Source organism: Stutzerimonas stutzeri (assembly GCF_013522825.1).
Taxonomy (GTDB): domain Bacteria; phylum Pseudomonadota; class Gammaproteobacteria; order Pseudomonadales; family Pseudomonadaceae; genus Stutzerimonas; species Stutzerimonas stutzeri_AK.
Window position 1 is genome coordinate 218,193 of the sequence record NZ_JAAMQZ010000002.1, and the last position, 23,547, is coordinate 241,739.

24 protein-coding genes are annotated in these 23,547 nt (G+C 61.4%); 10 read left to right on the forward strand and 14 right to left on the reverse strand.

All coding sequences use genetic code 11. The features are described from left to right. Positions 1–22 precede the first annotated feature (22 nt). The 3 genes from G7020_RS02615 to G7020_RS02625 are packed head-to-tail and all read left to right on the forward strand — an operon-like array spanning position 23 to position 1,621. Positions 23–595 (forward strand): PilZ domain-containing protein, encoded by a 573-nt coding sequence (locus G7020_RS02615; RefSeq protein WP_181082383.1) that lies wholly within the window; start codon positions 23–25, stop codon positions 593–595. 1 nt (position 596) lies between these two features. Next, on the forward strand, positions 597–902 hold the full coding sequence (locus G7020_RS02620) for a phosphodiesterase (protein ID WP_181082384.1): 306 nt from the start codon (positions 597–599) through the stop codon (positions 900–902). After that, on the forward strand, positions 899–1,621 hold the full coding sequence (locus tag G7020_RS02625) for a glycerophosphodiester phosphodiesterase family protein (protein ID WP_181082385.1): 723 nt from the start codon (positions 899–901) through the stop codon (positions 1,619–1,621). Before G7020_RS02620 ends, G7020_RS02625 begins: the two co-directional genes overlap by 4 nt. A 203-nt stretch (positions 1,622–1,824) precedes the next feature. Here the strand turns inward: G7020_RS02625 and sthA are convergent, their stop codons facing one another. The 9 genes from sthA to G7020_RS02670 form a co-directional block, all read right to left on the reverse strand. After that, positions 1,825–3,219 carry a Si-specific NAD(P)(+) transhydrogenase gene (gene sthA / locus G7020_RS02630; RefSeq protein ID WP_181082386.1) on the reverse strand — a complete coding sequence of 465 codons (1,395 nt, stop codon included), beginning with the start codon at positions 3,217–3,219 and terminating at the stop codon, positions 1,825–1,827. Positions 3,220–3,388: 169 nt separating this feature from the next. Continuing rightward, a complete protein-coding gene (nqrM, locus tag G7020_RS02635; protein WP_181082387.1) occupies positions 3,389–3,613 on the reverse strand; it encodes a (Na+)-NQR maturation NqrM in 225 nt (74 codons plus the stop codon). Beyond that, entirely contained in the window at positions 3,610–4,533 is a 924-nt protein-coding gene (locus G7020_RS02640) for an FAD:protein FMN transferase (protein ID WP_258189230.1), read from the reverse strand. Before G7020_RS02640 ends, nqrM begins: the two co-directional genes overlap by 4 nt. 130 nt (positions 4,534–4,663) lie before the next feature. Then, positions 4,664–5,887 (reverse strand): NADH:ubiquinone reductase (Na(+)-transporting) subunit F, encoded by a 1,224-nt coding sequence (nqrF, locus tag G7020_RS02645; protein WP_181082389.1) that lies wholly within the window; start codon positions 5,885–5,887, stop codon positions 4,664–4,666. Positions 5,888–5,902: 15 nt separating this feature from the next. Then, positions 5,903–6,511, reverse strand: a complete 609-nt coding sequence (gene nqrE / locus G7020_RS02650) for an NADH:ubiquinone reductase (Na(+)-transporting) subunit E (RefSeq protein WP_181082390.1) — start codon at positions 6,509–6,511, stop codon at positions 5,903–5,905. Beyond that, complete coding sequence (locus G7020_RS02655; protein WP_181082391.1) at positions 6,511–7,185, reverse strand: NADH:ubiquinone reductase (Na(+)-transporting) subunit D; 675 nt, start codon at positions 7,183–7,185, stop codon at positions 6,511–6,513. Before G7020_RS02655 ends, nqrE begins: the two co-directional genes overlap by 1 nt. Next, a complete protein-coding gene (locus tag G7020_RS02660) occupies positions 7,182–7,973 on the reverse strand; it encodes a Na(+)-translocating NADH-quinone reductase subunit C (protein WP_181082392.1) in 792 nt (263 codons plus the stop codon). Before G7020_RS02660 ends, G7020_RS02655 begins: the two co-directional genes overlap by 4 nt. Continuing rightward, positions 7,966–9,177 (reverse strand): NADH:ubiquinone reductase (Na(+)-transporting) subunit B, encoded by a 1,212-nt coding sequence (locus tag G7020_RS02665; protein WP_181082393.1) that lies wholly within the window; start codon positions 9,175–9,177, stop codon positions 7,966–7,968. Before G7020_RS02665 ends, G7020_RS02660 begins: the two co-directional genes overlap by 8 nt. A gap of 3 nt (positions 9,178–9,180) precedes the next feature. Beyond that, positions 9,181–10,518, reverse strand: a complete 1,338-nt coding sequence (locus G7020_RS02670; RefSeq protein WP_181082394.1) for a Na(+)-translocating NADH-quinone reductase subunit A — start codon at positions 10,516–10,518, stop codon at positions 9,181–9,183. Between the two features lie 307 nt (positions 10,519–10,825). On the opposite strand from G7020_RS02670, the gene G7020_RS02675 reads away from it, so the two are divergent. The 5 genes from G7020_RS02675 (at position 10,826) to G7020_RS02695 (ending at position 14,386) form a co-directional block, all read left to right on the forward strand. Then, positions 10,826–11,167, forward strand: a complete 342-nt coding sequence (locus tag G7020_RS02675) for a thioredoxin family protein (RefSeq protein WP_181082395.1) — start codon at positions 10,826–10,828, stop codon at positions 11,165–11,167. A 37-nt stretch (positions 11,168–11,204) separates the two neighbouring features. Next, entirely contained in the window at positions 11,205–11,576 is a 372-nt protein-coding gene (locus tag G7020_RS02680) for an ArsC family reductase (protein ID WP_181082396.1), read from the forward strand. Between the two features lie 46 nt (positions 11,577–11,622). After that, the gene (gene dapD, locus G7020_RS02685) at positions 11,623–12,657 is read left to right on the forward strand and encodes a 2,3,4,5-tetrahydropyridine-2,6-dicarboxylate N-succinyltransferase (protein ID WP_181082397.1); all 1,035 of its coding nucleotides are present in this window, start codon (positions 11,623–11,625) and stop codon (positions 12,655–12,657) included. A 110-nt stretch (positions 12,658–12,767) separates the two neighbouring features. Continuing rightward, complete coding sequence (locus G7020_RS02690) at positions 12,768–13,973, forward strand: aminotransferase class V-fold PLP-dependent enzyme (RefSeq protein WP_181082398.1); 1,206 nt, start codon at positions 12,768–12,770, stop codon at positions 13,971–13,973. Next, positions 13,970–14,386, forward strand: coding sequence for a SufE family protein (locus G7020_RS02695; RefSeq protein ID WP_181082399.1), 417 nt, complete (start codon positions 13,970–13,972; stop codon positions 14,384–14,386). Before G7020_RS02690 ends, G7020_RS02695 begins: the two co-directional genes overlap by 4 nt. A gap of 144 nt (positions 14,387–14,530) precedes the next feature. Here G7020_RS02695 and wrbA read toward each other — a convergent pair whose 3' ends face one another. From wrbA to G7020_RS02715, 4 genes are all read right to left on the reverse strand, one after another. Beyond that, the gene (gene wrbA / locus G7020_RS02700) at positions 14,531–15,130 is read right to left on the reverse strand and encodes an NAD(P)H:quinone oxidoreductase (protein ID WP_181082400.1); all 600 of its coding nucleotides are present in this window, start codon (positions 15,128–15,130) and stop codon (positions 14,531–14,533) included. 44 nt (positions 15,131–15,174) lie between these two features. Continuing rightward, positions 15,175–15,873: a pirin family protein gene (locus G7020_RS02705; protein ID WP_181082401.1), complete on the reverse strand. Its 699-nt coding sequence runs from the start codon at positions 15,871–15,873 to the stop codon at positions 15,175–15,177. A 151-nt stretch (positions 15,874–16,024) separates the two neighbouring features. Beyond that, positions 16,025–16,735, reverse strand: a complete 711-nt coding sequence (locus G7020_RS02710; protein WP_181082402.1) for an LrgB family protein — start codon at positions 16,733–16,735, stop codon at positions 16,025–16,027. Further along, positions 16,732–17,097: a CidA/LrgA family protein gene (locus G7020_RS02715; protein ID WP_181082403.1), complete on the reverse strand. Its 366-nt coding sequence runs from the start codon at positions 17,095–17,097 to the stop codon at positions 16,732–16,734. The genes G7020_RS02710 and G7020_RS02715 overlap by 4 nt, the downstream gene beginning before the upstream one ends. A 342-nt stretch (positions 17,098–17,439) precedes the next feature. Here G7020_RS02715 and ccoG point away from each other — a divergent pair, with 342 nt between their 5' ends. Both ccoG and mapR read left to right on the forward strand, forming a co-directional pair. Further along, positions 17,440–18,855, forward strand: coding sequence for a cytochrome c oxidase accessory protein CcoG (ccoG, locus tag G7020_RS02720; RefSeq protein WP_181082404.1), 1,416 nt, complete (start codon positions 17,440–17,442; stop codon positions 18,853–18,855). A gap of 67 nt (positions 18,856–18,922) precedes the next feature. Then, on the forward strand, positions 18,923–20,332 hold the full coding sequence (gene mapR, locus G7020_RS02725) for a GntR family transcriptional regulator MpaR (RefSeq protein ID WP_181082405.1): 1,410 nt from the start codon (positions 18,923–18,925) through the stop codon (positions 20,330–20,332). Between the two features lie 46 nt (positions 20,333–20,378). Here mapR and G7020_RS02730 read toward each other — a convergent pair whose 3' ends face one another. Continuing rightward, complete coding sequence (locus tag G7020_RS02730) at positions 20,379–23,504, reverse strand: biosynthetic peptidoglycan transglycosylase (protein ID WP_181082406.1); 3,126 nt, start codon at positions 23,502–23,504, stop codon at positions 20,379–20,381. Positions 23,505–23,547: the final 43 nt, after the last annotated feature.

Sequence of the window (23,547 nt, forward strand, 5' to 3'; positions counted from 1 at the left end):
TTACTGCAGCCCAGGGACCGACATGTCTACAGAAGACACTGAAGATCGCCGCGAATACTATCGTATCGAGGATATGATCGCACTGGAAATCCTCCCGCCCGAAGGCCCGGCGACAATCACCGGCGACGGTGCGACCCGTCTGTTCGACCTGCTTGGCGAACTGCATCAGATGGACTTCGAAGCGCAGTACCTGCTGCGCCAGATCAGCGAGCAGAACCGCACGCTGGCCAACTACCTGAAGGTGCAGAACCGGCGTATCGAGCTGCTGGGGCAGGCGCTGGCCCAAGGCCTGCTGAAGGACATCGGTCCCGCGCGCGAAGTCGGCCTGTCCGAAGGCGGGATCAACTTCATCCACGACCAGCCGCTTGCGCAAGACTCCCTCTGGACCCTCAAGATGGTACTGATGCCCCAGGGGCTCGGCATGCTGCTGACGGCGCGCGTGGTGAGTTGCCAGGTACGCGATGACGGGCAGTTTGCAATCAGCACCTCCTTCGAAGCGTTGACTGATGCACAACGGCAACTGCTTGCCCGGCATATCCTGCAGAAACAGGCGACAGAACGGCGCCTGGCTCGTGAAAGCCTGCAAGGAACCTGACATGCGCCCTTTGCTTCTCCCCTTCCTCGTGTTCGCCCTCAGCCTCCCCGCTCACGCGGACATCATCCGCATCCCGGTCGGCCAGCAAGGCACGAGCTATATCGCCCTGCCCACCCGCGGGGAGTCGAAGATACAAGTGCTCGACCGCTTCGGCCTTGCCGACGAAGAACACCCCGCCGTCGGCCAGCCGCCGATTACCCGCTGGGATTACCGGACGTTTTCCGTGTATTTCGAAGGCAATCGCGTGATCAACAGCGTTCTGCACCATCAGCGCGCCAGCCCATTGGAAAGAGAAGCACAACCGTGACCCTGATATACGGCCATCGCGGCGCAAAGGGCGAAGCCCCGGAAAATACCCTGGTCAGCTTCCAGCAATGCCTCGCACACGGCGTGCGCCGCTGCGAGCTGGACCTGCATCTGTCCAAAGACGGCGAGCTGATGGTCATCCACGACCCGACCCTCAAGCGCACTACCGGACGGCGTGGCAAGGTGGTGGAGCACGATGCCGCCGATCTGGTGCATTACGATGCCCGCTACGGCGGACCAGACTGGAAACACCCCTGCCCCATTCCACGGCTGTCGGAGCTGTTCGAGAAATGCGATTTCGAGCACTGGCAACTGGAAGTCAAAAGCGCTTCGCGGGTGCGCGCGGCACGCACGGTGCTAGCGATCAAGGCATTGGCCGAGCATCACGGCCTGCTGGACCGCATCACCATCACCTCCGGCTCACGGGAAGTGCTGCGGGCGCTGAAACGCCTGACACCGGAAATCGCCTGCGGCCTGGTCGCCGAATACGCCTGGCTCGACCCGTTGAAAGTGGCCAGGCAATACGACTGCCAGTTGCTGGCATTGAAATGGACGCTGTGCACCCCCGAGCGCATCGCCAAGGCCCGGGCGCTGGGGCTGCATGTCTCCGTCTGGACGGTGAACGACCCCGCCCTGATGCGCCGCCTCGCCGATTTCGGGGTCGACAGCATCATCACCGACTTCCCCGGATTGGCCGTGGAAACGCTTAGCCAGCGGTAAGGCTGGAGGCTGAGGTTTTTTGCCAGATTCAAGCTTTTTCTTCTGGTCTCACCTTCGCTTGTCGGGTCGATGAAGCGCGACCCGACCTACAGCTTGTGGCTTGAAGCTTGCCGCTGTTTTTCCTGATCAAAAGCTCTCCCGGTTTGGCCAGCGCCAGTTCCGGGAGTCCTCTCCGACCGTCTCAGGCCACCGGTCGGAGCCGCTCAAAAAAGCCGGTTGAGCCCGTCGAATGCTGCGACGCGATAGGCTTCAGCCATGGTCGGGTAGTTGAAGGTGGTATTGATGAAATACTTGATGGTATTGGCTTCGCCCGGCTGATTCATGATCGCCTGGCCAATATGCACGATCTCCGAAGCCTGATAGCCGAAGCAGTGCACGCCCAGCACCTGCAGCGTTTCGCGGTGGAAGAGGATCTTCAGCATGCCGGCCTTTTCCGAGGAGATCTGTGCACGCGCCATGCCCTTGAAGAACGCTTTGCCCACTTCATAGGGCACTTTCGCCTGGGTCAGTTCGCGCTCGGTCTTGCCGATGGAGCTGATCTCCGGAATCGTGTAGATGCCAGTGGGCACGTCATCGACGAAACGCCAGCTGTCGTTGTCGACGATGCTGCCGGCAGCGGAGCGCCCCTGGTCATAGGCGGCACTGGCCAGTGAAGGCCAGCCGATCACGTCACCGGCGGCGTAGATGTTGCCGACGTCAGTTCGGTAATACTCATCGACGTGGATCTGGCCACGGCTGTTGACCTTCAGGCCGATGTTCTCCAGCCCCAGCCTGTCGGTGTTGCCCGTGCGCCCGTTGCACCAGAGGAAGGCATCGGCCTTGATCTTCTTGCCCGACTTCAGGTGCAGGATCACACCGTTGTCCAACCCCTCCACACGCTCGTATTCCTCGTTGTGGCGCACCAGCACGTTGTTGTTGCGCAGGTGATAGCTGAGGGCGTCGGAAATCTCGTCATCGAGGAAGCTGAGCAGCTGGTCGCGGTTGTCGATCAGGTCGACCAGCACGCCCAGGCCACTGAAAATGGATGCGTATTCGCAGCCGATCACGCCCGCTCCGTAGATGATCAGGCGGCGTGGCGTATGGCTCAGAGTGAGGATGGTATCGCTGTCATAGATTCTGGAGTGCGAGAAATCGATATCGACCGGACGATAGGGGCGCGAGCCCGTGGCGATGATGAACTGAGGTGCGACCAGCCGCTCGACCATACCATTGGCGCTGACCACTTCGACAGATTGTTCATCGGAAAAGCTGGCAACACCAAAAAAGATATCGATGCGATTGCGTGCGTAATAGCCGGTACGTGAAGTGACCTGCTTTTCGATGACATCTTCGGCACTTTTCAGCACATCGGGGAAGGAGAACCAGCGCGGTTCGCCAATCTGGCGGAACAACGGGTTGTTGTTGTACTGCATGATCTGCCGTACCGAGTGGCGCAATGCCTTGGACGGAATGGTTCCCAGGTGGGTCGAGTTGCCGCCTACTTTAGGGCGGCTATCCACCACAGCCACCTTGCGCCCAGCCTTGACCGCGTTCATTGCGGCGCCTTCACCGGCGGGGCCTGAGCCCAGAATCACCACATCGTAATTGTAGACAGCCATATTCCCCCCTGGACACGCAGCAGGCAGCCCTGCTGCTTTAACGAGATTCGCTTGATGGAATGACGGGGCCATTGGCTAGCGCCTCATCGTCTGCTTCCTGGCGCCAACGACAAGTCAATGCCGTCCGGACTTCTGCCTACAGCCGGCAGGCCCCAATCACCAGCCAGCGTCAGCCTTTGCTCGCATCGTATGCGAGATCGGTCCGGTCATCCTTTCCGGCATTGACCTCTTCACATTTCTCACGACTGCCGCCACAGATCGAGCACTCCTTTTCGATGCCCAGATTGGCGATACCGCCACAGGAACCGGCGATGGGCTTGCGACCCATGATGACTCCGATGGACATGCCGAAAACGACCAGCAACATGACAAGAAAAACAGTCAACCAGATCATTGCTCTACTCCCGCACCGAACAGTTCATCGAAGGCTGCGGTGCTTGTAGTGACGAATTCCTGCTCTTCATGAACCACGAAGAGCGCTGCGATCCTGTGCTCGGCGGCAAACGCCAGGCCGCGCTCCGGCCCCAGCACCATCAGAACGGTAGACAACCCATCTGCGCGCAGTGTCGATGGATCGACGACCGTCACTGCAGCCAGAGGATGCTCGATGGGCGCGCCGGTTTGCGGGTCCAGCGTATGCGAGTAGCGTTTGCCGTCGCGCTCAAAATAATTGCGGTAGTCACCCGAGGTGGACACACCGTAGCCATCCAGCTCAAGCACCCGCTGCGCGATGCGCTCATGGTCCTGTGGCGCTTCGATGGCAATGCGCCAGGGCACATCACCTGGCTTGCGCCCCTGGGCCTTGAGTTCACCAGTGATTTCCACCAGATAGCTTTCGACGCCCAAAGCTTCAAGCCGCTGCGCTACCAGATCCACCGCATAGCCCGCTGCAATGCTGTTGAAATCGACCTGGACGGCTGCATCCTTGCACAGCCGCTCATCCTCGACCCGCAAATGCTGATGACCAACATCCTGCCGAACCCTGGCGATGTCCTCGGCTGAGGGAACCTGTTCCTGGCGTCCCTGCGGACCGAAGCCCCAGAGATCGAGCAGCGGCTCGATGGTCAGGTCCAGCGCACCCTCGCTTTCCAGCGACAGTTGCTGCCCGGCCAGGACAAGCTCACGCGCGGCCAGCGGCATCTCCATGCACTGACCGGCGGGCAAGGCATTGAAGGTTGCGATATCCGAATCGGCACGATAGGTCGACAGCTGCTGGTCGAGCTGGGCAAGAATCGTTTCCGTTTCGCCTTGCAGCTGTTCTTTTGCAGCCGCACCGCTGCTCGCCACGTACTTCACCGAATAGGTGCTGCCCATGGTCGGACCGGCAAACTCCTCCACCCGCTCCTGAAACAGACAGCCCGTCAGGGCTGCCGCAAAAGCGACAGTCGTGACGGACCTGAGCAGAGCGACAGCGATGAGGGGCCGACGTAACGCTTGGGTCATGCTAGCCGCCGAAGTCGTCGAGCAGGATGTTCTCCGGCTCGACGCCCAGATCGGTGAGCAGCTTGATCACCGAGGCGTTCATCATCGGCGGGCCGCACATGTAGAACTCGCAATCTTCCGGCGCCGGATGATCTTTCAGGTAGTTCTCGTACAGCACGTTATGAATGAACCCGGTCGGGCCGTCCCAGTTGTCTTCAGGCTGTGGATCAGACAGCGCCAGATGCCACTGGAAATTGGGGTTCTCCGCCTGCAGTTGATCGTATTCCTCGACATAGAAGGCTTCGCGCATGGAGCGCGCACCGTACCAGAAGCTCATCTTGCGCTTGGACTTCAGACGCTTGAGCTGGTCGAAGATGTGCGAACGCATTGGTGCCATACCGGCACCACCACCGATGAAGACCATCTCGGCATCGGTGTCCTTGGCGAAGAACTCGCCGAAGGGACCGTAGACCGTGACCTTGTCGCCCGGCTTCAGGCTGAAGACCCAAGACGACATCTGACCCGGCGGCAGGTGGTCCTTGCCTGGCGGCGGCGAGGCGATACGGATATTGAACTTCACCAGACCGACTTCTTCAGGATAGTTCGCCATGGAGTAGGCGCGCACCACGGTCTCATCGACCTTGGAGACATACTTCCACTGATTGAACTTGTCCCAGTCGCCGCGATATTCCTCTTGTATATCGAAGTCCTTGTAGTGAACTTCATGCGGCGGGCATTCGAGCTGCACATAACCGCCAGCGCGGAAGTCGACGTTCTCGCCTTCCGGCAGTTTCAGCGTCAGTTCCTTGATGAAGGTGGCCACGTTGGGGTTTGATTCCACCGTGCATTCCCACTTCTTCACGCCGAAGACTTCTTCCGGCACCTCGATCTTCATGTCCGCCTTGACCGGGGTCTGGCAGGACAGGCGCCAGCCCTCACCTGCTTCGCGACGGGTGAAGTGCGATTCTTCGGTAGGCAGCATTTCACCGCCCCCGCTCTCGACGATGCACTTGCACTGCGCGCAGGTACCGCCGCCGCCACAGGCGGACGAGAGGAAGATGTTGTTGGAGGCGAGTGTCTGCAGCAACTTGCCACCGGCAGGCACGGTAATGGTGCGTTCGCCGTTGATCTCGATGCTGATGTCGCCGCTGGAAACCAGCTTGGCGCGTGCCGCCAGGATGATCACCACCAGCGCAAGCACGATGGCGGTGAACATGCCGATGGCGAGGAAAATTTCGTAACTCATCTGTTCATCCCGTCCTTAGAGCTGTACGCCAGAGAATGACATGAAGCCCAGCGACATCAGGCCGATGGTGATGAAGGTGATGCCCAGACCCTGCAGGCCATCCGGTACATCGCTGTACTTCAGCTTCTCGCGGATACCCGCCAGCAAGGCAATGGCCAGCGCCCAAGACAGACCCGAGCCCACGCCATATACCACGCTCTCGCCGAGGTTGTAGTCGCGTTCGACCATGAACAGCGTGCCACCCATGATGGCGCAGTTCACGGTAATCAGCGGCAGGAAGACCCCGAGAGCGTTGTAAAGGCTGGGAACATACTTATCGAGCAGCATTTCAAGAATCTGCACGATTGCCGCGATCACGCCGATGTAGCTCAGCAGACCGAGGAAGCTCAGATCGACGTCCGGCAAACCGGCCCAGGACAAAGCCCCGGCCTTGAGCAGGTAGACGTAGATCAGGTTGTTGGCCGGTACGGTAATGGCTTGCACCACGATGACCGCGATGCCCAGACCGATGGCCGTCTCAACCTTCTTCGAGATGGCGATGAAGGTACACATGCCGAGGAAGAACGCCAGGGCCATGTTCTCGATGAACACGGCGCGGACGAACAGGCTGATGTAATGCTCCATTAGTAAGCCTCCTTGTTAGAGACTTGCGGGGCCATCTTGAAGGAAGGCTTCTCAACCTGATCCTTCTTCCAGGCGCGAATGGCCCAGATGAACAGGCCGATGAGGAAGAATGCCGAAGGTGGCAGCAGCATCATGCCGTTAGGCAGGTACCAGCCACCGTCATTGACGGTCGGCAGAATGGTGTAGCCCATCAGCTTGCCGGCACCTGTCAGCTCGCGAATGATACCCAGCGCGATCAGCATGGCGCTGTAGCCCAGCCCGTTGCCGATGCCGTCGAAGAACGACAGTACCGGCGGGTTCTGCATGGCAAAAGCTTCAGCACGGCCCATCACGATACAGTTGGTGATGATCAGACCGACGAACACCGACAGCTGCTTGGACAGCGAGAAGGCATAAGCCTTCAGCAGCTGATCCACCACAATCACCAGCGAGGCGATGATCACCATCTGCACGATCATTCGGATCGAGCTGGGGATCTGGCTGCGAATCATCGAGATGAACAGGTTTGAAAAGCCCGTCACCAGCGTCAACGCTACCGACATCACCAGGGCAGTGTTCAGGTTGGAGGTAACCGCCAGGGCCGAACAGATCCCGAGAATCTGCAGACCGATGGGGTTGTTGTTGAAGATCGGATCGAACAGAACTTGCTTGATAGTGGGTTGCGACATGCTCATGCCTCCCCTGTGCGCAGATTGGCGATAAAGGTGCCGAAGCCGTTTTCACCCAGCCAGAAGTGCAGCAGATTGTTTACGCCGTTGGTCGTGAGGGTCGCACCGGCCAGACCATCGACCTGATGTTGAGCCCTCGGGCTCTGCGGATCGACGTTGCCCTTGACGATCTGCACAGCCAACTTGTTGCTGTCATCGAACAATTCCTTGCCCGGCCACAGGCCGCGCCACTTCGGATTGTCGATTTCGCCTCCGAGGCCAGGCGTTTCACCGTGCTGGTAGAAGCCGAAGCCGGCAACGGTATCCAGGTCGCCTTGTACCGCCATGAAGCCATAAAGCGTCGACCACAAACCGTAGCCGCGAACCGGCAGGATCAGCGTGTCGATATCACCATCCTGGCCCTCAACGATATAAACGGTGCTGTAACGCTCACGGCGCTTGATCGAAGCGATATCCTGGTTGCCAGGCAGCGCCTTGGACAACGCCGGATCCTTCGCCGCCACCAGCGGATCGAATGTCTGGGCATCGAACTCGTCGCTGAACCTGCCGGTTTCCAGATCGACCAGTCGGGCCACGATACGCTCGTCGAACAGCGACTTGATCTGATTACCGGACATGCCTGGCTGGCCCAGGCCGGCGATAGCGAGGATGCTGCGCTGCTTGTCCAGCAGACGGTTTTCTTCCTGGGTCGGGCGCAGCGCCACGGCGGCGCCCGCCACGAAGATGGAGCACACCAGGCAGACCAACAGGGCTACCGTCAGCGTGCGGACGGTGGATTCTTTCTGACTAGACATTACGTGCCAGCCTCCGCTTGATATTGGCCTGGATGACGAAATGGTCGATCAGCGGCGCACACAGGTTGGCGAACAGGATCGCCAGCATCATGCCTTCCGGGAAGGCCGGGTTGACCACGCGGATCAGCACCACCATCACACCGATGAGAATGCCGAACACCCATTTGCCGGTATTGGTCATGGAGGCCGAAACCGGGTCGGTTGCCATGAAGATCAGACCGAAGGCGAAACCACCCACCACCATATGCCAGTACCACGGCATGCCGAATAGTGGATTGGTGTCGGAGCCGATCAGGTTGAACAGGTAGCTCAGGGCAATCATGCCGATCATCACACCGGCGACGATGCGCCAGGAGGCAATCTTGGTCAGCAGCAGGATTGCACCGCCGATGAAGATCGCCAGCGTGCTGGTTTCACCTATGGAGCCATGCATGGTGCCGATGAAGGCATCCATCCAGCTGATGCCGTTGTCGATCACGTTCTCGATGCCGCCGACGAAGCCGAGGCTCAGCGCGGTCGCGCCGGAGAAACCATCCACAGCGGTCCACACCGCATCCCCGGACATCTGCGCCGGATAGGCGAAGAACAGGAAGGCACGCGCGGTCAGCGCCGGGTTGAGGAAGTTCTTGCCGGTACCGCCGAAGATTTCCTTGCCGATCACCACACCAAAGCTGATACCCAGCGCAACCTGCCACAGCGGGATGGTCGGCGGCAGGATCAGTGCGAACAGTACGGAGGTGACGAAGAAGCCCTCGTTGACTTCATGCTTGCGGATGGAAGCGAACAGCACTTCCCAGAAACCGCCAGCAATGAAGGCCACCGCGTAGATTGGCAGGAAGTAAGCCGCGCCCTGGATGAAGTTGTCCCACAGGCTGTTCGGATCGAAGCCGGCAAACATGCCGATCAGGCCGAAGCGCCAGCCGTCCTGCGCAGCCAGAAGATCCGGGTTCTGCGCAAAAATCAGGTTGGCCTGGTAGCCGGTGTTCCACATACCGAAGAACATCGCCGGGAACGTACACAGCCAGACGGTGATCATCATGCGCTTGAGGTCGATACCGTCGCGCACGTGAGCGGTGGTCTTGGTGACGCTGCCCGGGCGATAGAGGAAGGTATCGGCAGCTTCGTACAGTGCGTACCACTTCTCGTACTTGCCGCCTTTTTCGAAATGATGCTCGATCTTGTCGAGGAATGCGCGAATGCCCATGCCTTACCCCTCCTTCTCGATGCGGGTCAGATTGTCCCGCAGGATCGGGCCGTATTCGTATTTGCCGGCGCAGACATAGCTGCACAGCGCCAGGTCCTCCTCATCGAGCTCCAGGCAGCCAAGCTTCTGCGCCACCTCGGTATCACCGACGATCAGCGCACGCAGCAGTTGGGTCGGCAGAACGTCCAGCGGCATGACCTCTTCGTAGTTGCCCACCGGCACCATGGCGCGCGGGCTGCCATTGGTGGAGGTGGAAAACGCGAACTTCTTGCCGGCACTCAGCTTGGAAATGAAGATATTCAGCACCGAGTGCTTTTCGACACCCGCACGCATGTAATGCAGCATCTCGCGCTCCTTGCCTTCACGCAGGCAGGAGACTTGCTGGTGGTAACGCCCCAGATAGGCAAAGGCGCCATGAGCGGTACGCCCGCCCAGCACCGAACCGGAAATCACGCGATTGGCCCCAGGCTGCAGCTCGCCAGCACTCAGCTCATCCAGGTTGGCACCCAGTCGAGTGCGCAGCAGACGCGGATTTTCCACCACCGGACCGGCCAGCGACACGACGCGCTCAACCGAAATGCGCCCCGTCGTGAACAGCTTGCCGATGGCGATCACGTCCTGATAGCCGATGCTCCAGACGCTCTTGCTGGCGCTTACCGGATCGAGGAAATGAATGTGGGTGCCGGCCAGCCCCGCCGGATGCGGCCCCGCGAAGGCTGCAGTCTGCACCTTGGCCAGGCTCTCGCCCGGCAGCGCGCTTTCCGGCGCCTTGCACAGAAATATCTTGGCCAGGTTGCCGAGCACCTTGAGCCCCGCCTCGAAATCGCCCGCCTGCTCGCCGATGACCACCGACGGATCGGCCGCCAGCGGATGCGTGTCGATGGCCGTCACGAAGATCGAACTGGGCGTTGCGTCGATGGCCGGCACCTTGCTGTAAGGGCGGGTGCGCAGAGCTGCCCAGAGACCGGACTGCTGCAGGTTCTCACGAACCTGAGCGTCACTGAGCGCCTCCAGCTCCGTGGCAGCATACTGACTGAACGTCAGCTCATCCGTGCCGTCGAGGTCGATGACCACCGACTGCAGGACACGCTTTTCGCCACGATGAATGGCGCTGACGACACCCGCGCCAGGCGCGGTGAAATGAACCCCCGGAGACTTCTTGTCGGAAAAGAGGATCTGCCCCAGTTTGACGCGATCACCGACCTGAACCTCCATGGTCGGCTTCATGCCTGGGTAATCGAACCCTATTACGGCGACGCTTCGCACGGGCCTTGCGGCCTCGATACGCTGCGTCGGCGCACCTGTAATGGGCAAATCAAGCCCACGTTTTATATTGATCATCGGCCCGCCTAACCACTGATTTTCAGAACCTGGGAACCCCGACGACTAGCGAAAAGTCCAATTGCTCAACACGCGCCATTAAGTTAATGGCGCGACGCTATGTCGCGGAATGTAGAAATCTGCACGATTATAAGGGCCGTCAGCCTTGAGTGGCCACCCAAGTGCTTTCAAATTTTGACTGACGACAAGCGCGCCTTGCCAAATAAGCAATAAAGGTCGGCAATCCACAGCAAGCCGGTCATTTCAGGCCTCGACATTTGCGCCGCAGCACTAACAACTGCAACGAATAAGCCACAGGAGCTCGGCCATGCCTTTCAATGCAAACTACGCCACCGATGTACCCACACGCGCCGAAGTGGATGCGCTGACGGGTTTCACTTTGCTGGAATTTGGCACCGGATGGTGCGGCCATTGCCAGGCAGTGCAACCCCTGCTGGCCACCGCAATGACCGACCGGGACATTCATCACTTGAAGATAGAGGATGGGCCGGGCCGCCCGCTGGGCCGTTCGTTTCGGGTCAAGCTCTGGCCGACACTGATCCTCCTGCGCCAGGGAGAGGAACTGGCCCGTCTGGTTCGCCCGACGAGGGCGGAGGATATCGCCCAGGCGCTGGACCTGGCAGGCAGCAGGGGCGCCAACATGGCATAATTCGCAACCCTGTCTGGCCCACAAGCGAAATTCGTTTATGCCTCACGAAAACAAAAGACTCCATCTGTATGGCATCAAGGCCTGCGACACCATGAAGAAGGCCCGTACCTGGCTTGACCAGCAGGGGCTGAATTACACCTTCCATGATTACAAGAGCGCCGGCATCGACCACGCTCATCTGCAGGCCTGGTGCGACGAACATGGCTGGCAGACCATCCTCAACCGTGCCGGCACTACCTTTCGCAAGCTCGACGAGACGCAGAAGGCCAACCTTGACCAGGCCAAAGCTATCGCCTTGATGCTGGCGCAGCCCTCGATGATCAAGCGCCCGGTGCTCGACCTTGGCGACAGAACACTGGTCGGCTTCAAGCCCGATCTCTATGCCGCCGCGCTGACCGAGACGAACTGAGCGCGCTCGCCGCAAGCGCCTGCACCCGACAAATTCAGGATTACTCATGAACAACACGCTTTTCAGCCTCGCCTTCGGTGTCGGCACCCAGAACCGCCAGGGCAGCTGGCTCGAAGTCTTCTACGCACAACCCCTGCGGCAACCCGCCCCCGAGCTGGTCGCCGCCATCGCGCCGCTGCTGGCTTACGAAGGCGGCAACCAGGCCATCGCCATTACCATTGCCCAGGCCGCACAACTGGCCGATGCGATCAAACCGCTGGATGCCGCTCAACATGCGCTGCTGACTCGCCTGGCCGAAAGCCAGCGTCCACTGGTGGTCACCCTACTGGCAGAAGATGCCGCACCGACCTCCACACCCGAGGCCTACCTCAAGCTGCACCTGCTGTCTCACCGCCTGGCCAGACCGCATGAACTGAGCCTGGCCGGTATCTTCGCCCTGCTGCCCAATGTCGCCTGGACCAACCAGGGCGCCGTGGACCTGGCCGAACTGGCCGAACGTCAACTGGAGGCACGGCTGAAGGGCAACCTGCTGGCAGTCACCTCAGTCGACAAGTTTCCGAAGATGAGCGACTACGTGATTCCCACCGGCGTGCGCATCGCCGATACCGCGCGCATCCGTCTGGGTGCCTACATCGGCGAAGGCACCACGGTGATGCATGAAGGTTTCGTCAACTTCAATGCCGGTACCGAAGGCCCCGGCATGATCGAAGGCCGTGTCTCGGCAGGCGTCTTCGTCGGCAAGGGTTCGGATCTCGGCGGCGGCTGCTCCACCATGGGCACCCTCTCCGGCGGCGGCAATATCGTCATTTCCGTGGGCGAAGGCTGCCTGATCGGCGCCAATGCCGGCATCGGCATTCCCTTGGGTGACCGCAACACCGTGGAGTCAGGCCTGTACATCACCGCAGGGACCAAGGTGAACCTGCTCGACGAACAGGGCGAGCTGGTCAAGGTGGTCAAGGCGCGCGAACTGGCTGGCCAGACCGACCTGCTGTTCCGTCGCAACTCCCTGAGCGGCGCCGTGGAGTGCAAAACCCACAAATCCGCCATCGAACTGAACGAGGCGCTGCACGCGCATAACTAAGCCGATCAGAGGCGCTGGAGGCTGGAGGCGAAACGGAGAGCGTGCTGTGGCGTTCTCGTCCAGCCTTCAGCCTCCAGCGGCTTTCAAACTCCGAGCCGAAGGGTCGAACGATGTCTCTGGTATCTCCCTGGCGTTCCGACTTTCCTGCCCTGGCCATTCTCGAAGCCCAGGGGCAGACCTATCTCGACAGCGCGGCGACCTCGCAAAAGCCCCAGGCGCTGATCGATGCGCTGACCGGTTACTACACCAGCGGCACCGCCAATGTGCATCGCGCCCAGCACCAGACCGCCGAGCGGGCGACACGGGCCTTCGAGAATGCTCGGATCAAGGTAGCGCACTGGTTGAACGCCCGCAGCCCCACCGAAATCGTCTTTACTCACGGCGCCACCGAAGCGCTGAACCTGCTGGCCTATGGCCTGGAACATCTGCTGCGACCGGACGACGAGATCGTTGTCAGCGCTCTCGAACACCACGCCAACCTGCTGCCCTGGCAACAGCTGGCCAGGCGGCGCGGCGTCAAGTTGGTGGTTTTGCCGCTGGATGCACACGGCCTGATCGATCTGGAAATGGCCGCAAAACTGATCGGGCCGCGCACACGCCTGCTCGCCGTCAGCCAGCTGTCCAATGTCCTGGGTGCCTGGCAACCTCTGGCGCAGTTGTTGCCACTGGCCAAGGCCCAGGGCGCGCTGACCATCGTCGACGGCGCCCAGGGCGTGGTGCATGGGCGGCATGACATGCAGACACTGGCCTGCGACTTCTACGTACTGTCCAGCCACAAGCTCTATGGCCCGGAAGGGGTCGGCGCGCTTTATGGTCGCGGCGAATCCCTGCTCAAGCTCGACCACTGGCAGTTCGGTGGCGAGATGGTCCGGGTGGCCGACTTCCAGAGTGCCGAATTCCACGCCGCGCCACTGGGTTTCGAGGCCGGCACCCCGCCCATCGGAGCGGTGATCGGCCTCGGCGCAACCCTGGATTACCTGTCGAAACTGGACGCCACAGCCGTAGCCGCTCACGAGCAGAAACTGCACAACCAGTTGCTGAGCGGATTGGCCGCCTGCCCAGGCGTGCAGCTGCTAGGCAACCCCCAGGTGGCGCTGGCCAGCTTTACCGTCAACGGCATTCATCATGGCGATCTGGCGCATCTGCTGACCGAACAGGGCATCGCCGTGCGCAGCGGAACCCACTGCACACAACCGCTGATGAAGACTCTGGGCATCGATGGCGCCATTCGCGTATCGCTCGGGCTGTACAGCGACGGCGGCGACCTGCAGCGTTTCTTCACCGCGCTGGAGCGTGCACTGGAGCTGCTGCAATGAACGACCTGCCGACTGCCGCTCGCGAGGTACTGGTTGAATTCCAACAGGCAGCCGGCTGGGAACAGCGCGCGCGCCTGCTGATGCAATGGGGTGATCGACTGGAACCGGTCGACGAGGACGAGCGCAACGAAACCAACCTGGTCAGCGGTTGCGAAAGCCGGGTGTGGCTGATCGGTGACAGACCGGGCCATCACTGGCATTTCCGCGCCACCAGCGAAGCACGCCTGCTGCGCGGCCTGCTCGCCGTGCTGCTGGCGCGCGTCAATGGGCTCGACAGCTACCAGCTGTTGCAGCTCGACGTCACGCACTGGTTCGAACAGCTCGGTCTGTCCCGGCAGCTGTCGCCCTCACGCAGCAATGGCATGAATGCGGTACTCGAACGCATGCACCACATCAGCCAGCATGCGGGTTAAAGCTACCTGCCGGTTCGAGCCAGACAGCCGCAGCCATCCGACCCGAGGCGAATCAGACTGTAGCCTGGATTAGCCGAAGGCGTAATCCGGGTTTCCGAAGGCGTAATCCAGATATTGAAGACGTAATCCTTTTACGCCTTCAGATCAACCCTTGAGCTTGATCGCGGTCTTGGCCACCAGCTCGCCCTGGTAGCGGGCGATGGTCAGTTCCTTGGTGGAAGGCTGGCGCGAGCCGTCGCCACCGGCAATGGTCGAGGCGCCGTAGGGCGTGCCGCCGTTGGTTTCGGAAATATCGAAGAATTCGCCGATACCATAACCGGTCGGCACGATGATCATTCCGTGGTGCGCCAGGGTGGTCCAGGTAGAGGTGATGGTCATCTCCTGGCCACCGCCGGTGCCGGTGGAGGTAAAGACGCTGGCGACCTTGCCGTGCAGCGCGCCCTTGGCCCAGAGCCCGCCGGTCTGGTCGAGGAAATTGCGCATCTGCCCGGACATGTTGCCGAAGCGGGTGGGTGTGCCGAAGATGATCGCATCGTAGTCGGGCAGTTCGCTCGGGCTGGCCACCGGCGCAGCCTGGTCGGCCTTGCCGCCAGCGTTTTTGAACACCTCTTCAGGCATCGTCTCCGGCACCCGCTTGATGGTCACCTCGGCACCCGAAACGCCGCGCGCGCCTTCGGCGATGGCGTTGGCCATGGTTTCAATATGGCCGTACATGGAATGGTAGAGCACAAGAATCTTCGCCATTATTTCTTCCTCTTTGATCAGATCAGGTTGAATTGCCAGCCCGCTCAGCGGACATCCACCAGCACCACTTCGCTATCTTCCAAGGCTTTCACGCTCAGCAGAACCTCATCACGCACCGCCACGCCGTCGCCACTGCTGGCAATGACATCACCGACCTCGATCCGTCCGCTGGCCGGGACCAGATAGACCTTTCGGCCTTCTTCAATCGGGTATTGGGCAACCTGTCCGGCAGAAAGTGTCGCCGCCACCAGCCGCGCATCGGCGCGAATCGACAGGACGTCGGTGTCGTCCTCGATACCGCTGGCCAGGGTCACGAAGACGCCGGCGCGCTCACCTCGCGGAAAAGGCTGCGTACCCCAGCTCGGCGGCAGGCCGCTACGATCAGGGTAGATCCATATCTGGAAGAGTTCGCAGGTTTCGTCTTCCCGGTTGAATTCGCTGTGGGCGATACCGGTACCGGCGCTCATTACCTGTACGTCGCCGGCCAGGGTTCGACCTCGGTTACCAAGGCTGTCCTCGTGCGTGATAGCGCCCTTGCGCACATAGGTAATGATTTCCATGTCGCGGTGGGGATGAGTGGGAAAGCCTGAATGAGGCGCGATACGATCGTCATTCCAGACGCGCAGCCGTCCCCAGTGCATGCGCAGCGGATCATGGTAGTCGGCAAAGGAAAAATGATGACGGGTATCGAGCCAGCCATGGCTGGCTCTACCCAGTTCGCTACGTGGACGTAATTCGATCATTGCTTGCAGCCTCGCTCACTGGATGCCGGCCCCGCGTTTCAGCAGGGCCATGGCCTTGATTGAGACCATCTTCTATCGAATACACTCCCTTATGGTTGGAATTTACTGCGCAAAGCCATCGATAAACTCGATATATCGATAGCTTTTACTGTCAGCCAAGCGTCAGCGGCACGAACAAGGCGATCAGAATCCCCAGCAGACTCATACCCAGCGCCGCGAAAGCGCCGCATTCCTCACCCTCTTCCAGAGCACGCGCCGTGCCGATGGCGTGGGCATTGATGCCGTAGCTCAAACCACGCGCAGCCGGATGATCGACGCCGGCCCAACCCAGCAGCAGCGGCCCCAGTGCCGTGCCTATCACCCCGGTGAGCATTACGAAGACCGCCGCCAGCGAGGCAAGACCGCCGATCTGCTCGGCCACCAGCATCGCGATCGGCATGGTCGCCGCCTTCGGCGCCAGGCTCATCAGCACCGTCATGTCCGCGCCCATGATTCCCGAGATCACCAGAGTCAGCCCTACGCAGAGCACGCCCCCCACCCCCAGCGTGATCAGGATCGGCCAGAACAACTGCCGGATGCGCCGCAGATGACGATACAGCGGTATCGCCAGCGCCACGGTGGCCGGACCGACCAATATGGCGATCATCGACGCGCCTTCGCGATAGGTCTGGTAATCCAGCCCACTCAGATGCAGCACGCTCACCACCAGCAGCATGCCGATCATCACCGGCTGCAGCACCAGCCAGCCACTGCGGCGGTACAGCGCCAGGGCCAGCTGAAAAGCGATCAGGGTCAGGCCCGCCGAGAACAGCGGATGCTCCAGGGTCAGCGTCCAGACCGTGGCCAGGTCGAGATTGCTCATGCCTTGTCCTCCTGACGGCGATCCATGCGCCGGATCAGCACCTGCATCAGCCAGCCGCAGAACGGCACGGTGATGATCAGCGACAGCACCAGGCCAGCGGCGATGGCCGGCAGGTCACCCAGCAGCGCATCACTGCTGGTCATGATGCCTGCCGCCGGAACGATCAGCAGCAGCGGCAGATATTGCAGCAGCAACGCAGCGGTTTTCTCCAGCGGCTCGGGAATGCCCCGGCGCAGCAGCAACGCAATGAACAGCAGCACCATGCCGATGATGGGACCGGGCAGCGCCGGCAGCAGCAGGAGATTTATGACGCTGCCGAGCAGCTGCAGCAATATCAGCCAGGTCAGGCCTTTGAGAATCATGGTGGTTCCTTGCACGTCAGGCAGAACGGAGAAAGCCCGCCAATCGCAGCCAGCACGGCAAGCGGCTCTGCGAGCTTGCGCAGAATGGCGTCTTTGTACGGCGAAACAGGCGACTATCGCCCAAATAGGCACTCGCTAACAGAGTCAGATGCACCCTAATAATACGGATCAGTTGCCAGCACACCAAACCAGCTGACATAGATCAGTACAGATTCATCCACTTCCTGAAAGCCATCTTTTCACACCAACTGATCCGTATTTTTGAAAAACATCTGAGTCTGTTACTCAAACAGTATCCCATCGATCATCCACCCCCGCCTGAAAGCCTGAGGGGGCAATGCCATGACCGAACGAATTACAGCCAGGATCATCGACACCGTTGACCCGGACAAGCCCATACGCCTGACACCAGCCCAGGCCGGCGGGCCTATTCATACCCGCAGTTTCAGCGGCCTTTTTCGCAACCTGCGACTGTTTGGCACAGGCATTCTGTTTCTGCTCTATTTCGGTACGGTATGGCTGAACTGGAATGGCCGGCAGGCGGTGCTCTGGGATATCGGCAAACAGCAGTTCCATATCTTCGGCGCCACCTTCTGGCCGCAGGATTTCATTCTGCTTTCGGCGCTGTTGATCATTGCCGCCTTCGGCCTGTTCTTCATCACCGTCCTGGCAGGCCGCATCTGGTGTGGCTATACCTGCCCACAAAGCACCTGGACCTGGATCTTCATGTGGGCCGAGAAGGTCACCGAAGGCGACCGCAGCCAGCGCATCAGGCTCGACGCCGCGCCCTGGTCGACCGGGAAAATCCTGCGTCGCACAGCCAAGCACGTACTCTGGCTTGCTGTGAGCCTGGCCACCGCGCTGGCCTTCGTCGGCTACTTCACGCCGGTCCGCGAGCTGGTGCGTGATGTGTTCACACTGCAAGTGGGGGTGACGACCGGCTTCTGGCTGTTCTTCTTCACCGCCGCCACCTACATCAATGCCGGCTGGCTGCGCGAGAAGGTCTGCCTGCACATGTGCCCCTATTCGCGCTTCCAGAGCGTGATGTTCGATGCCGACACCCTGGTGGTTTCCTACGACACAAGCCGCGGTGAGCAGCGCGGCGCACGGCGCAAGGACAGCGACCCGCGTGCGCAGAGCCTCGGCGATTGCATCGATTGCACGCTGTGCGTGCAGGTCTGCCCCACCGGCATCGACATTCGTGACGGCCTGCAGCTCGATTGCATCAGCTGCGGTGCCTGCATCGATGCCTGCAACGAGGTCATGGACAAGATGGGCTATGACCGAGGTCTTGTGCGCTATACCTCCGAACACGCCCTGCAGGGTGGCAAAACCCGGCTGCTGCGCCCCCGCCTGATTGGCTATGCGGCGGCGCTGCTGCTGATGTTCGGCGCCTTCGGCTGGGCGCTGGCCGAACGCCCCCTGCTCTCGCTGGATGTCACCAAGGACCGCACCCTGTTCCGCGAGAACGGCCAGGGCCAGGTCGAGAACATGTACAGCCTCAAGGTCATCAACAAGACCCAGCAGCATCGTCAGTACGCCGTATCGCTTGGTGACGGGCCGTTCCAGTTGCAGGGCTCGCGTGAACTCAGCCTGGCGCCGGGAGAAATCTTCAGCCTGCCGCTGAGCGTGGCGCTGGTCGATGCCGGAAAGACCCAGAGCCTGAGTCGCCGGTTGCAATTCGAGGTACGCGACCTGAACGATCCAGCCAGCGTGGCGCGCGCCGACAGTACCTTTGTAGCACCGACCAACCGCTGATAACGCATGCGCCTAGCCATCCTGGTGCAGTATCGTCCCAGGCAATGCCGCACCGAGCCCGGACACGATGAAACGCTACGAGAAATTCGCTGACGAGATTGCCGAACTGATCCGCACCGGCGCGCTGGAACCGGGGGAAAAGGTACCCTCGGTACGCCACGCCAGCCGTACCTGGGGCATCAGCCCGTCCACGGTGTTCCAGGCCTATTACCTGCTGGAGGATCGCGGGCTGATCCAGGCGCGAGCGCGCTCTGGCTATTTCGTACGCGAGCATGCCAAGCGCCCGCTGCATGAACCGGATGTCAGCCCGCGCCCAGCCGAAACCACCGAGGTTGACGTCAGCGAACTGGTGTTCTCGGTACTCGGCTCGCTGCGTGATCCCGATACGGTGCCATTCGGTTCGGCCTTCCCCAGCGCCGACCTGTTTCCACTGCAGCGGCTGGCGCGCTCGATGGCGCAGAGCGTGCGCGACATGCCGGCGCGCGAGGTGATCAGCGAGATGACCAGCGGCAATCCCGACCTGCTCCGGCAGATCGCCCTGCGCTACATGGTCGGCGGCGTGAGGCTGCCGATGGAAGAACTTGTGATCACCACTGGCGCCATGGAAGCGCTGAATCTTTGTCTGCAAGTGGTGACCGAGCCGGGCGATCTGGTCGCCATCGAAGCGCCGGCCTTTTATGCCACGCTGCAGGTGCTGGAGCGCCTCAAGCTCAAGGCCGTGGAAATCCCGGTACATCCACGCGAAGGCATCGACCTGGATGTTCTTGCCGACAGCCTCACCAACCTGCCGATCAAGGCCTGCTGGTTCATGAGCAGCCTGCAGAATCCCCTGGGCGCCAGCATGAATGAAACTCGCAAGCGGCAGCTCTACGCGCTGTTGCAGCGTCATCAGGTGCCGTTGATCGAGGACGATGTCTACGCCGAACTGTATTTCACCCGCGAGCCGCCGAAGCCGGTCAAGAGCCATGATCGCGACGGCCTGGTGATGCACTGCGGCTCGTTCTCCAAGAGCCTGGCGCCGGGCTACCGGGTCGGCTGGGTCGCCGGTGGACGCTATGCCGAGCAGATCAGTCGGCTCAAGCTGATGACCACCATTTCACCTTCAGTGCCGGCGCAGGCGGCCATCGCCGACTATCTGCAGCATGGTGGCTACGACCGCCACCTGCGCAAGCTGCGCCACGCGCTGGAAATGCAGCAGGGCGCCATGCTCGCCTCCGCCGCCCGGCATTTTCCCGCCAGCACGCGGGTGACTCGCCCGAGCGGTGGCTACTTTCTCTGGTTCGAATTCCCTGAGCAGGTCGATTCGCTGCAACTGCTGCAGCTGGCGCTGGCCCAGGGCATCAGCCTGGCGCCCGGCCCGATCTTCTCCGCCACCCGGCGCTTCAGAAACTGCGCGCGGCTGAACCACGGCCATCCCTGGGATGCCCGCAGTGAAAAGGCCATGGAGCTGCTGGGACGGATGATCAAATCGTTCTGAATGAACCATAGAACCGAACTCGTTCGGCCTTTGCGAGGACCTGCATTCAGGGTTTCGCGTCCGCACCGGCGGTCAGGGTGGGCTTTATCGGCTGCGCCGCAGGCTGGCACTGCGCCTGCTCACCGCCCTGCAGATAAGGTTGGAGAATCGGCGCCATGCCCTTGAGCACCTGCACCGGCAAGGCCGAAGTGAAGCGGAAGCTGTCCGCCTTGTGCCCCGGCACGTAGGCCGTCAGGGTGCCGAAGTGATTCGGGCCGAGGAAGAAGACGAAGGTGGCGGTGCGATTCATCGCGGCGGAGCTGATCAGCCGGCCACCGGCACCGATGGTCTGGATTCGGTTGTCGCCCGTACCGGTCTTGCCGCCCACACGCATGGGTTCGCCATCAGCCTGCAGGAAACTGCCTCGCAGGCGACGGCCAGTGCCCTCCTCGACCACACTGTGCAGCGCTGCGCGCAAGGCGGCTGCCACTTCGCTCGGCAGTACCCGCTCACCGGTATCCGGGCTGATGCCCAGACGCGTCTCGTAGGGTGTGTCGCGGGCAAAATGCAGGCTGTCGATGCGCACGCTCGGCAGCCGCACGCCGTCGTTGACGATGATGCCCATCAGTTCCGCCAGCGCCGCCGGGCGATCGCCGGAGCTGCCCAGCGCGGTGGCCAGCGAGGGCACCAGATGCTCGAAGGGATAGCCCAGGCGCTGCCAGCGGCGATGAATGTCGGTAAAGGCTTCCACTTCGAGCATGATCCGGATGCGGCTGTCGCGAGCGCTCTTGTGACGACTGCGGAACAGCCAGCCATAGACTTCCTGGCGCTCGTCGGCGCTGGCGGCAATGGCCTCGACGATACCCGCCTCGGGATACCTGATCAGATAACCGAGCAGCCACAGATCCAGCGGATGCACACGGGCGATATAGCCCTGATCCGGCAGACTGTAGGCGCCGGGGCCGTAGCGTTCATACAGCGAGGCGAGCGCAGCATCACCCAGCGCGGCATCGGGCAGGCGCGCCGTGAGAAAACGGTCGAAGTCCGCGCGGCCAGCATCCGGCATCAGATAGCGATGGACGGCAGCCAGGCGTGACGGCGTGGGCCGTATGCCATCGAGCAACACTTCGATACGCTCATCGGCGCTCTTGCCCCGGTATTTTTTCCAGAACCGCAGCAGGAACACAGAACCTTCACGATCGGCAAAACGCTTCAGGTATTCACTGCGCTGCGGATTGTCGTCATCCTTCAGCAGCTCGGCGCCATTGGCCGTCTGGTAGGTGCTGTAGCTCACCAGATCACGCATCAGGCGCACGAACGGCAGGTTGATCGACTCCCGCAGCGCTTCGTGCATGGTGGGCAGGCGACTGTCATCCTCGCGACGGAAGTTGCCGAAGCTGTGCATGCCGGCACCGGTGAAGAAGCGCTCGCCGGGGCTGGCCGAATAGCGCCGTTCGAGCGCCGCATCGAGCATCGCCGGCAGGCTGGGCTCAGGCGTCCGGATCAGATATCCCAAAGCCCAGCGCGTCAGCGGATCATGCGCCTCGACCTGGCGCAATTCATCACGGCTCAGCCGGACATGACGCTCGTACAGCTCGGCGATGATTTCGAGATAGGTGGTCAGCACGCGCAGCTTAGCCGTGGAGCCCAGCTCCAGCTTGCTGCCCTCGTTGATGTCGAACGGCTGGTTGGTGTTGTCGGTCTGCACCCTTACGCGAAAGCCCTGCTCACCGCGCTCGAACAGGGTGAAGCTGTAGCGAACGTCGGCGGTGCGCTCCGGCGACAACATCCGTTCGCCAAACAACCCGACCTCGCCAGCGAACCCAGGGTCGGCCAGGCGCTCGAGATAGGCGCTGATCTGACTCTGCAGCTCGCCATGCAGCGGTGTGGTTGCCGCCAGATCAAGGCGATCGAGTTCATACAGCGACACGCCCAGCAGGTTGCTCAGGCGCATCCGTGCGGCGCTGATGCCCTTGTTCGCAGCCACTTCGCGGATGCCCGGCTCGCGGCGCAGATCACGGAACACCACCTGCTGTTGCAGGGCCGCATCGCGCAGCCGGGTGTCGATCACGCCGCCGTTGGCCAGCAGGCGCAGATGGCTGTCGGTGAGTTCCGCCAGCTCCTTGTGCCCGGAGACGAGGTAATAGGACGGGCGACGCTGGGCGATCAGCAGAGACAGCACCTGGCGCAGCGCCAGGCCTTGGGCTTCGAGGGGCGTATCGGCATTGCGGCGCGAGTCGAGCAGGCGGTTGACCTCGGCGAAGTCAGCGCCGAACCAGAGCCGCAAGCCATCGGCGATGCCATGCACCTCGCCATGCCCGTAAGCGGCGGACAGGGGCACGCTGTTAAGGTAGTCACGCACGATGTGCTGGCGCGCGTCTATCGTCAGTTGTCCCTGGCTATAAGCCCGCACGCTGGCGGAAACCATCTGCCGGAGCTTCTCCTCGGCGCTGCCGGTCCGGCCTTCCGGCGAATGCCGGTATTTTTCCACCTGAGTCGCCAGCGTACTGCCGCCAGCCGTCTGTCCCGGCAGCCCAAGCTGCCTTTCCACCTGGGTGATGACCGCTCGGGTGAAACGCGGCCAGTCCACCGCCGGATTGGCCAGCGGACGCCCGGCATCGAGCAGCCCGCGATCCTCGATGAACAGCAGGCTCATAGCCACCAGGGGCGGCACCTCCTCGAAGGTTTCGTAGTACTGGTGCGGGTAACTGTTGGCGTACAGCGGCTCGCCGCGACAATCATCGATGCTCAGCCCGGCCTGGAACTTTTCCAAGTAGGGTACGAAGAAACCCCGGCTGACGTAGCGCTGCAACGCCGGCGAAAAGCGCACCTGTTGCTCGATGGCGAAGCCATTGGCCTTCAGCCGTTCAAGAAAATCCGGCAGTTGCGAGTAACCCAGGCGACGGTCGAAAGGCCCGGCCTCGGGAAACAGGATGCTGGGGCTGGCGCCGGGCTTGAGCTGGTAATCGAGATTGTCGGCGTAACGGCTCAGCCATAGCGCCTGCAGCTTGGAGCTGTGCATTTCATGCCAGGCCGCGTAGCCGCCACCAGCCAACAGGGAAACGATCAGCAGCCAGCCCATACGGCGTGCCAGTCGGCGACCGTTGCTGGTTTTCTTTCCCGCCTCGCCGGGTATTGGCGCACGCTTGCCGCTACCCGCACGGGATCTGTCGGACCGCCATACTGCGCCCATTGTTTTCGGCCTGGCTTCCTGGGGAGTCATGACCTGAGCGTAG

What these genes read in the sequence shown, in the direction of transcription:
- G7020_RS02615 (WP_181082383.1), top strand. Translation starts at nt 23, where the DNA reads ATGTCTACAGAAGACACTGAAGATCGCCGCGAATACTATCGTATCGAG.
- G7020_RS02620 (WP_181082384.1), top strand. Translation starts at nt 597, where the DNA reads ATGCGCCCTTTGCTTCTCCCCTTCCTCGTGTTCGCCCTCAGCCTCCCC.
- sthA (WP_181082386.1), bottom strand. Translation starts at nt 3,219, where the DNA reads ATGGCTGTCTACAATTACGATGTGGTGATTCTGGGCTCAGGCCCCGCC.
- nqrM (WP_181082387.1), bottom strand. Translation starts at nt 3,613, where the DNA reads ATGATCTGGTTGACTGTTTTTCTTGTCATGTTGCTGGTCGTTTTCGGC.
- G7020_RS02640 (WP_258189230.1), bottom strand. Translation starts at nt 4,533, where the DNA reads ATGGGCAGCACCTATTCGGTGAAGTACGTGGCGAGCAGCGGTGCGGCT.
- nqrF (WP_181082389.1), bottom strand. Translation starts at nt 5,887, where the DNA reads ATGAGTTACGAAATTTTCCTCGCCATCGGCATGTTCACCGCCATCGTG.
- nqrE (WP_181082390.1), bottom strand. Translation starts at nt 6,511, where the DNA reads ATGGAGCATTACATCAGCCTGTTCGTCCGCGCCGTGTTCATCGAGAAC.
- G7020_RS02655 (WP_181082391.1), bottom strand. Translation starts at nt 7,185, where the DNA reads ATGAGCATGTCGCAACCCACTATCAAGCAAGTTCTGTTCGATCCGATC.
- G7020_RS02660 (WP_181082392.1), bottom strand. Translation starts at nt 7,973, where the DNA reads ATGTCTAGTCAGAAAGAATCCACCGTCCGCACGCTGACGGTAGCCCTG.
- G7020_RS02665 (WP_181082393.1), bottom strand. Translation starts at nt 9,177, where the DNA reads ATGGGCATTCGCGCATTCCTCGACAAGATCGAGCATCATTTCGAAAAA.
- G7020_RS02670 (WP_181082394.1), bottom strand. Translation starts at nt 10,518, where the DNA reads ATGATCAATATAAAACGTGGGCTTGATTTGCCCATTACAGGTGCGCCG.
- G7020_RS02675 (WP_181082395.1), top strand. Translation starts at nt 10,826, where the DNA reads ATGCCTTTCAATGCAAACTACGCCACCGATGTACCCACACGCGCCGAA.
- G7020_RS02680 (WP_181082396.1), top strand. Translation starts at nt 11,205, where the DNA reads ATGCCTCACGAAAACAAAAGACTCCATCTGTATGGCATCAAGGCCTGC.
- dapD (WP_181082397.1), top strand. Translation starts at nt 11,623, where the DNA reads ATGAACAACACGCTTTTCAGCCTCGCCTTCGGTGTCGGCACCCAGAAC.
- G7020_RS02690 (WP_181082398.1), top strand. Translation starts at nt 12,768, where the DNA reads ATGTCTCTGGTATCTCCCTGGCGTTCCGACTTTCCTGCCCTGGCCATT.
- G7020_RS02695 (WP_181082399.1), top strand. Translation starts at nt 13,970, where the DNA reads ATGAACGACCTGCCGACTGCCGCTCGCGAGGTACTGGTTGAATTCCAA.
- wrbA (WP_181082400.1), bottom strand. Translation starts at nt 15,130, where the DNA reads ATGGCGAAGATTCTTGTGCTCTACCATTCCATGTACGGCCATATTGAA.
- G7020_RS02705 (WP_181082401.1), bottom strand. Translation starts at nt 15,873, where the DNA reads ATGATCGAATTACGTCCACGTAGCGAACTGGGTAGAGCCAGCCATGGC.
- G7020_RS02710 (WP_181082402.1), bottom strand. Translation starts at nt 16,735, where the DNA reads ATGAGCAATCTCGACCTGGCCACGGTCTGGACGCTGACCCTGGAGCAT.
- G7020_RS02715 (WP_181082403.1), bottom strand. Translation starts at nt 17,097, where the DNA reads ATGATTCTCAAAGGCCTGACCTGGCTGATATTGCTGCAGCTGCTCGGC.
- ccoG (WP_181082404.1), top strand. Translation starts at nt 17,440, where the DNA reads ATGACCGAACGAATTACAGCCAGGATCATCGACACCGTTGACCCGGAC.
- mapR (WP_181082405.1), top strand. Translation starts at nt 18,923, where the DNA reads ATGAAACGCTACGAGAAATTCGCTGACGAGATTGCCGAACTGATCCGC.
- G7020_RS02730 (WP_181082406.1), bottom strand. Translation starts at nt 23,504, where the DNA reads ATGGGCGCAGTATGGCGGTCCGACAGATCCCGTGCGGGTAGCGGCAAG.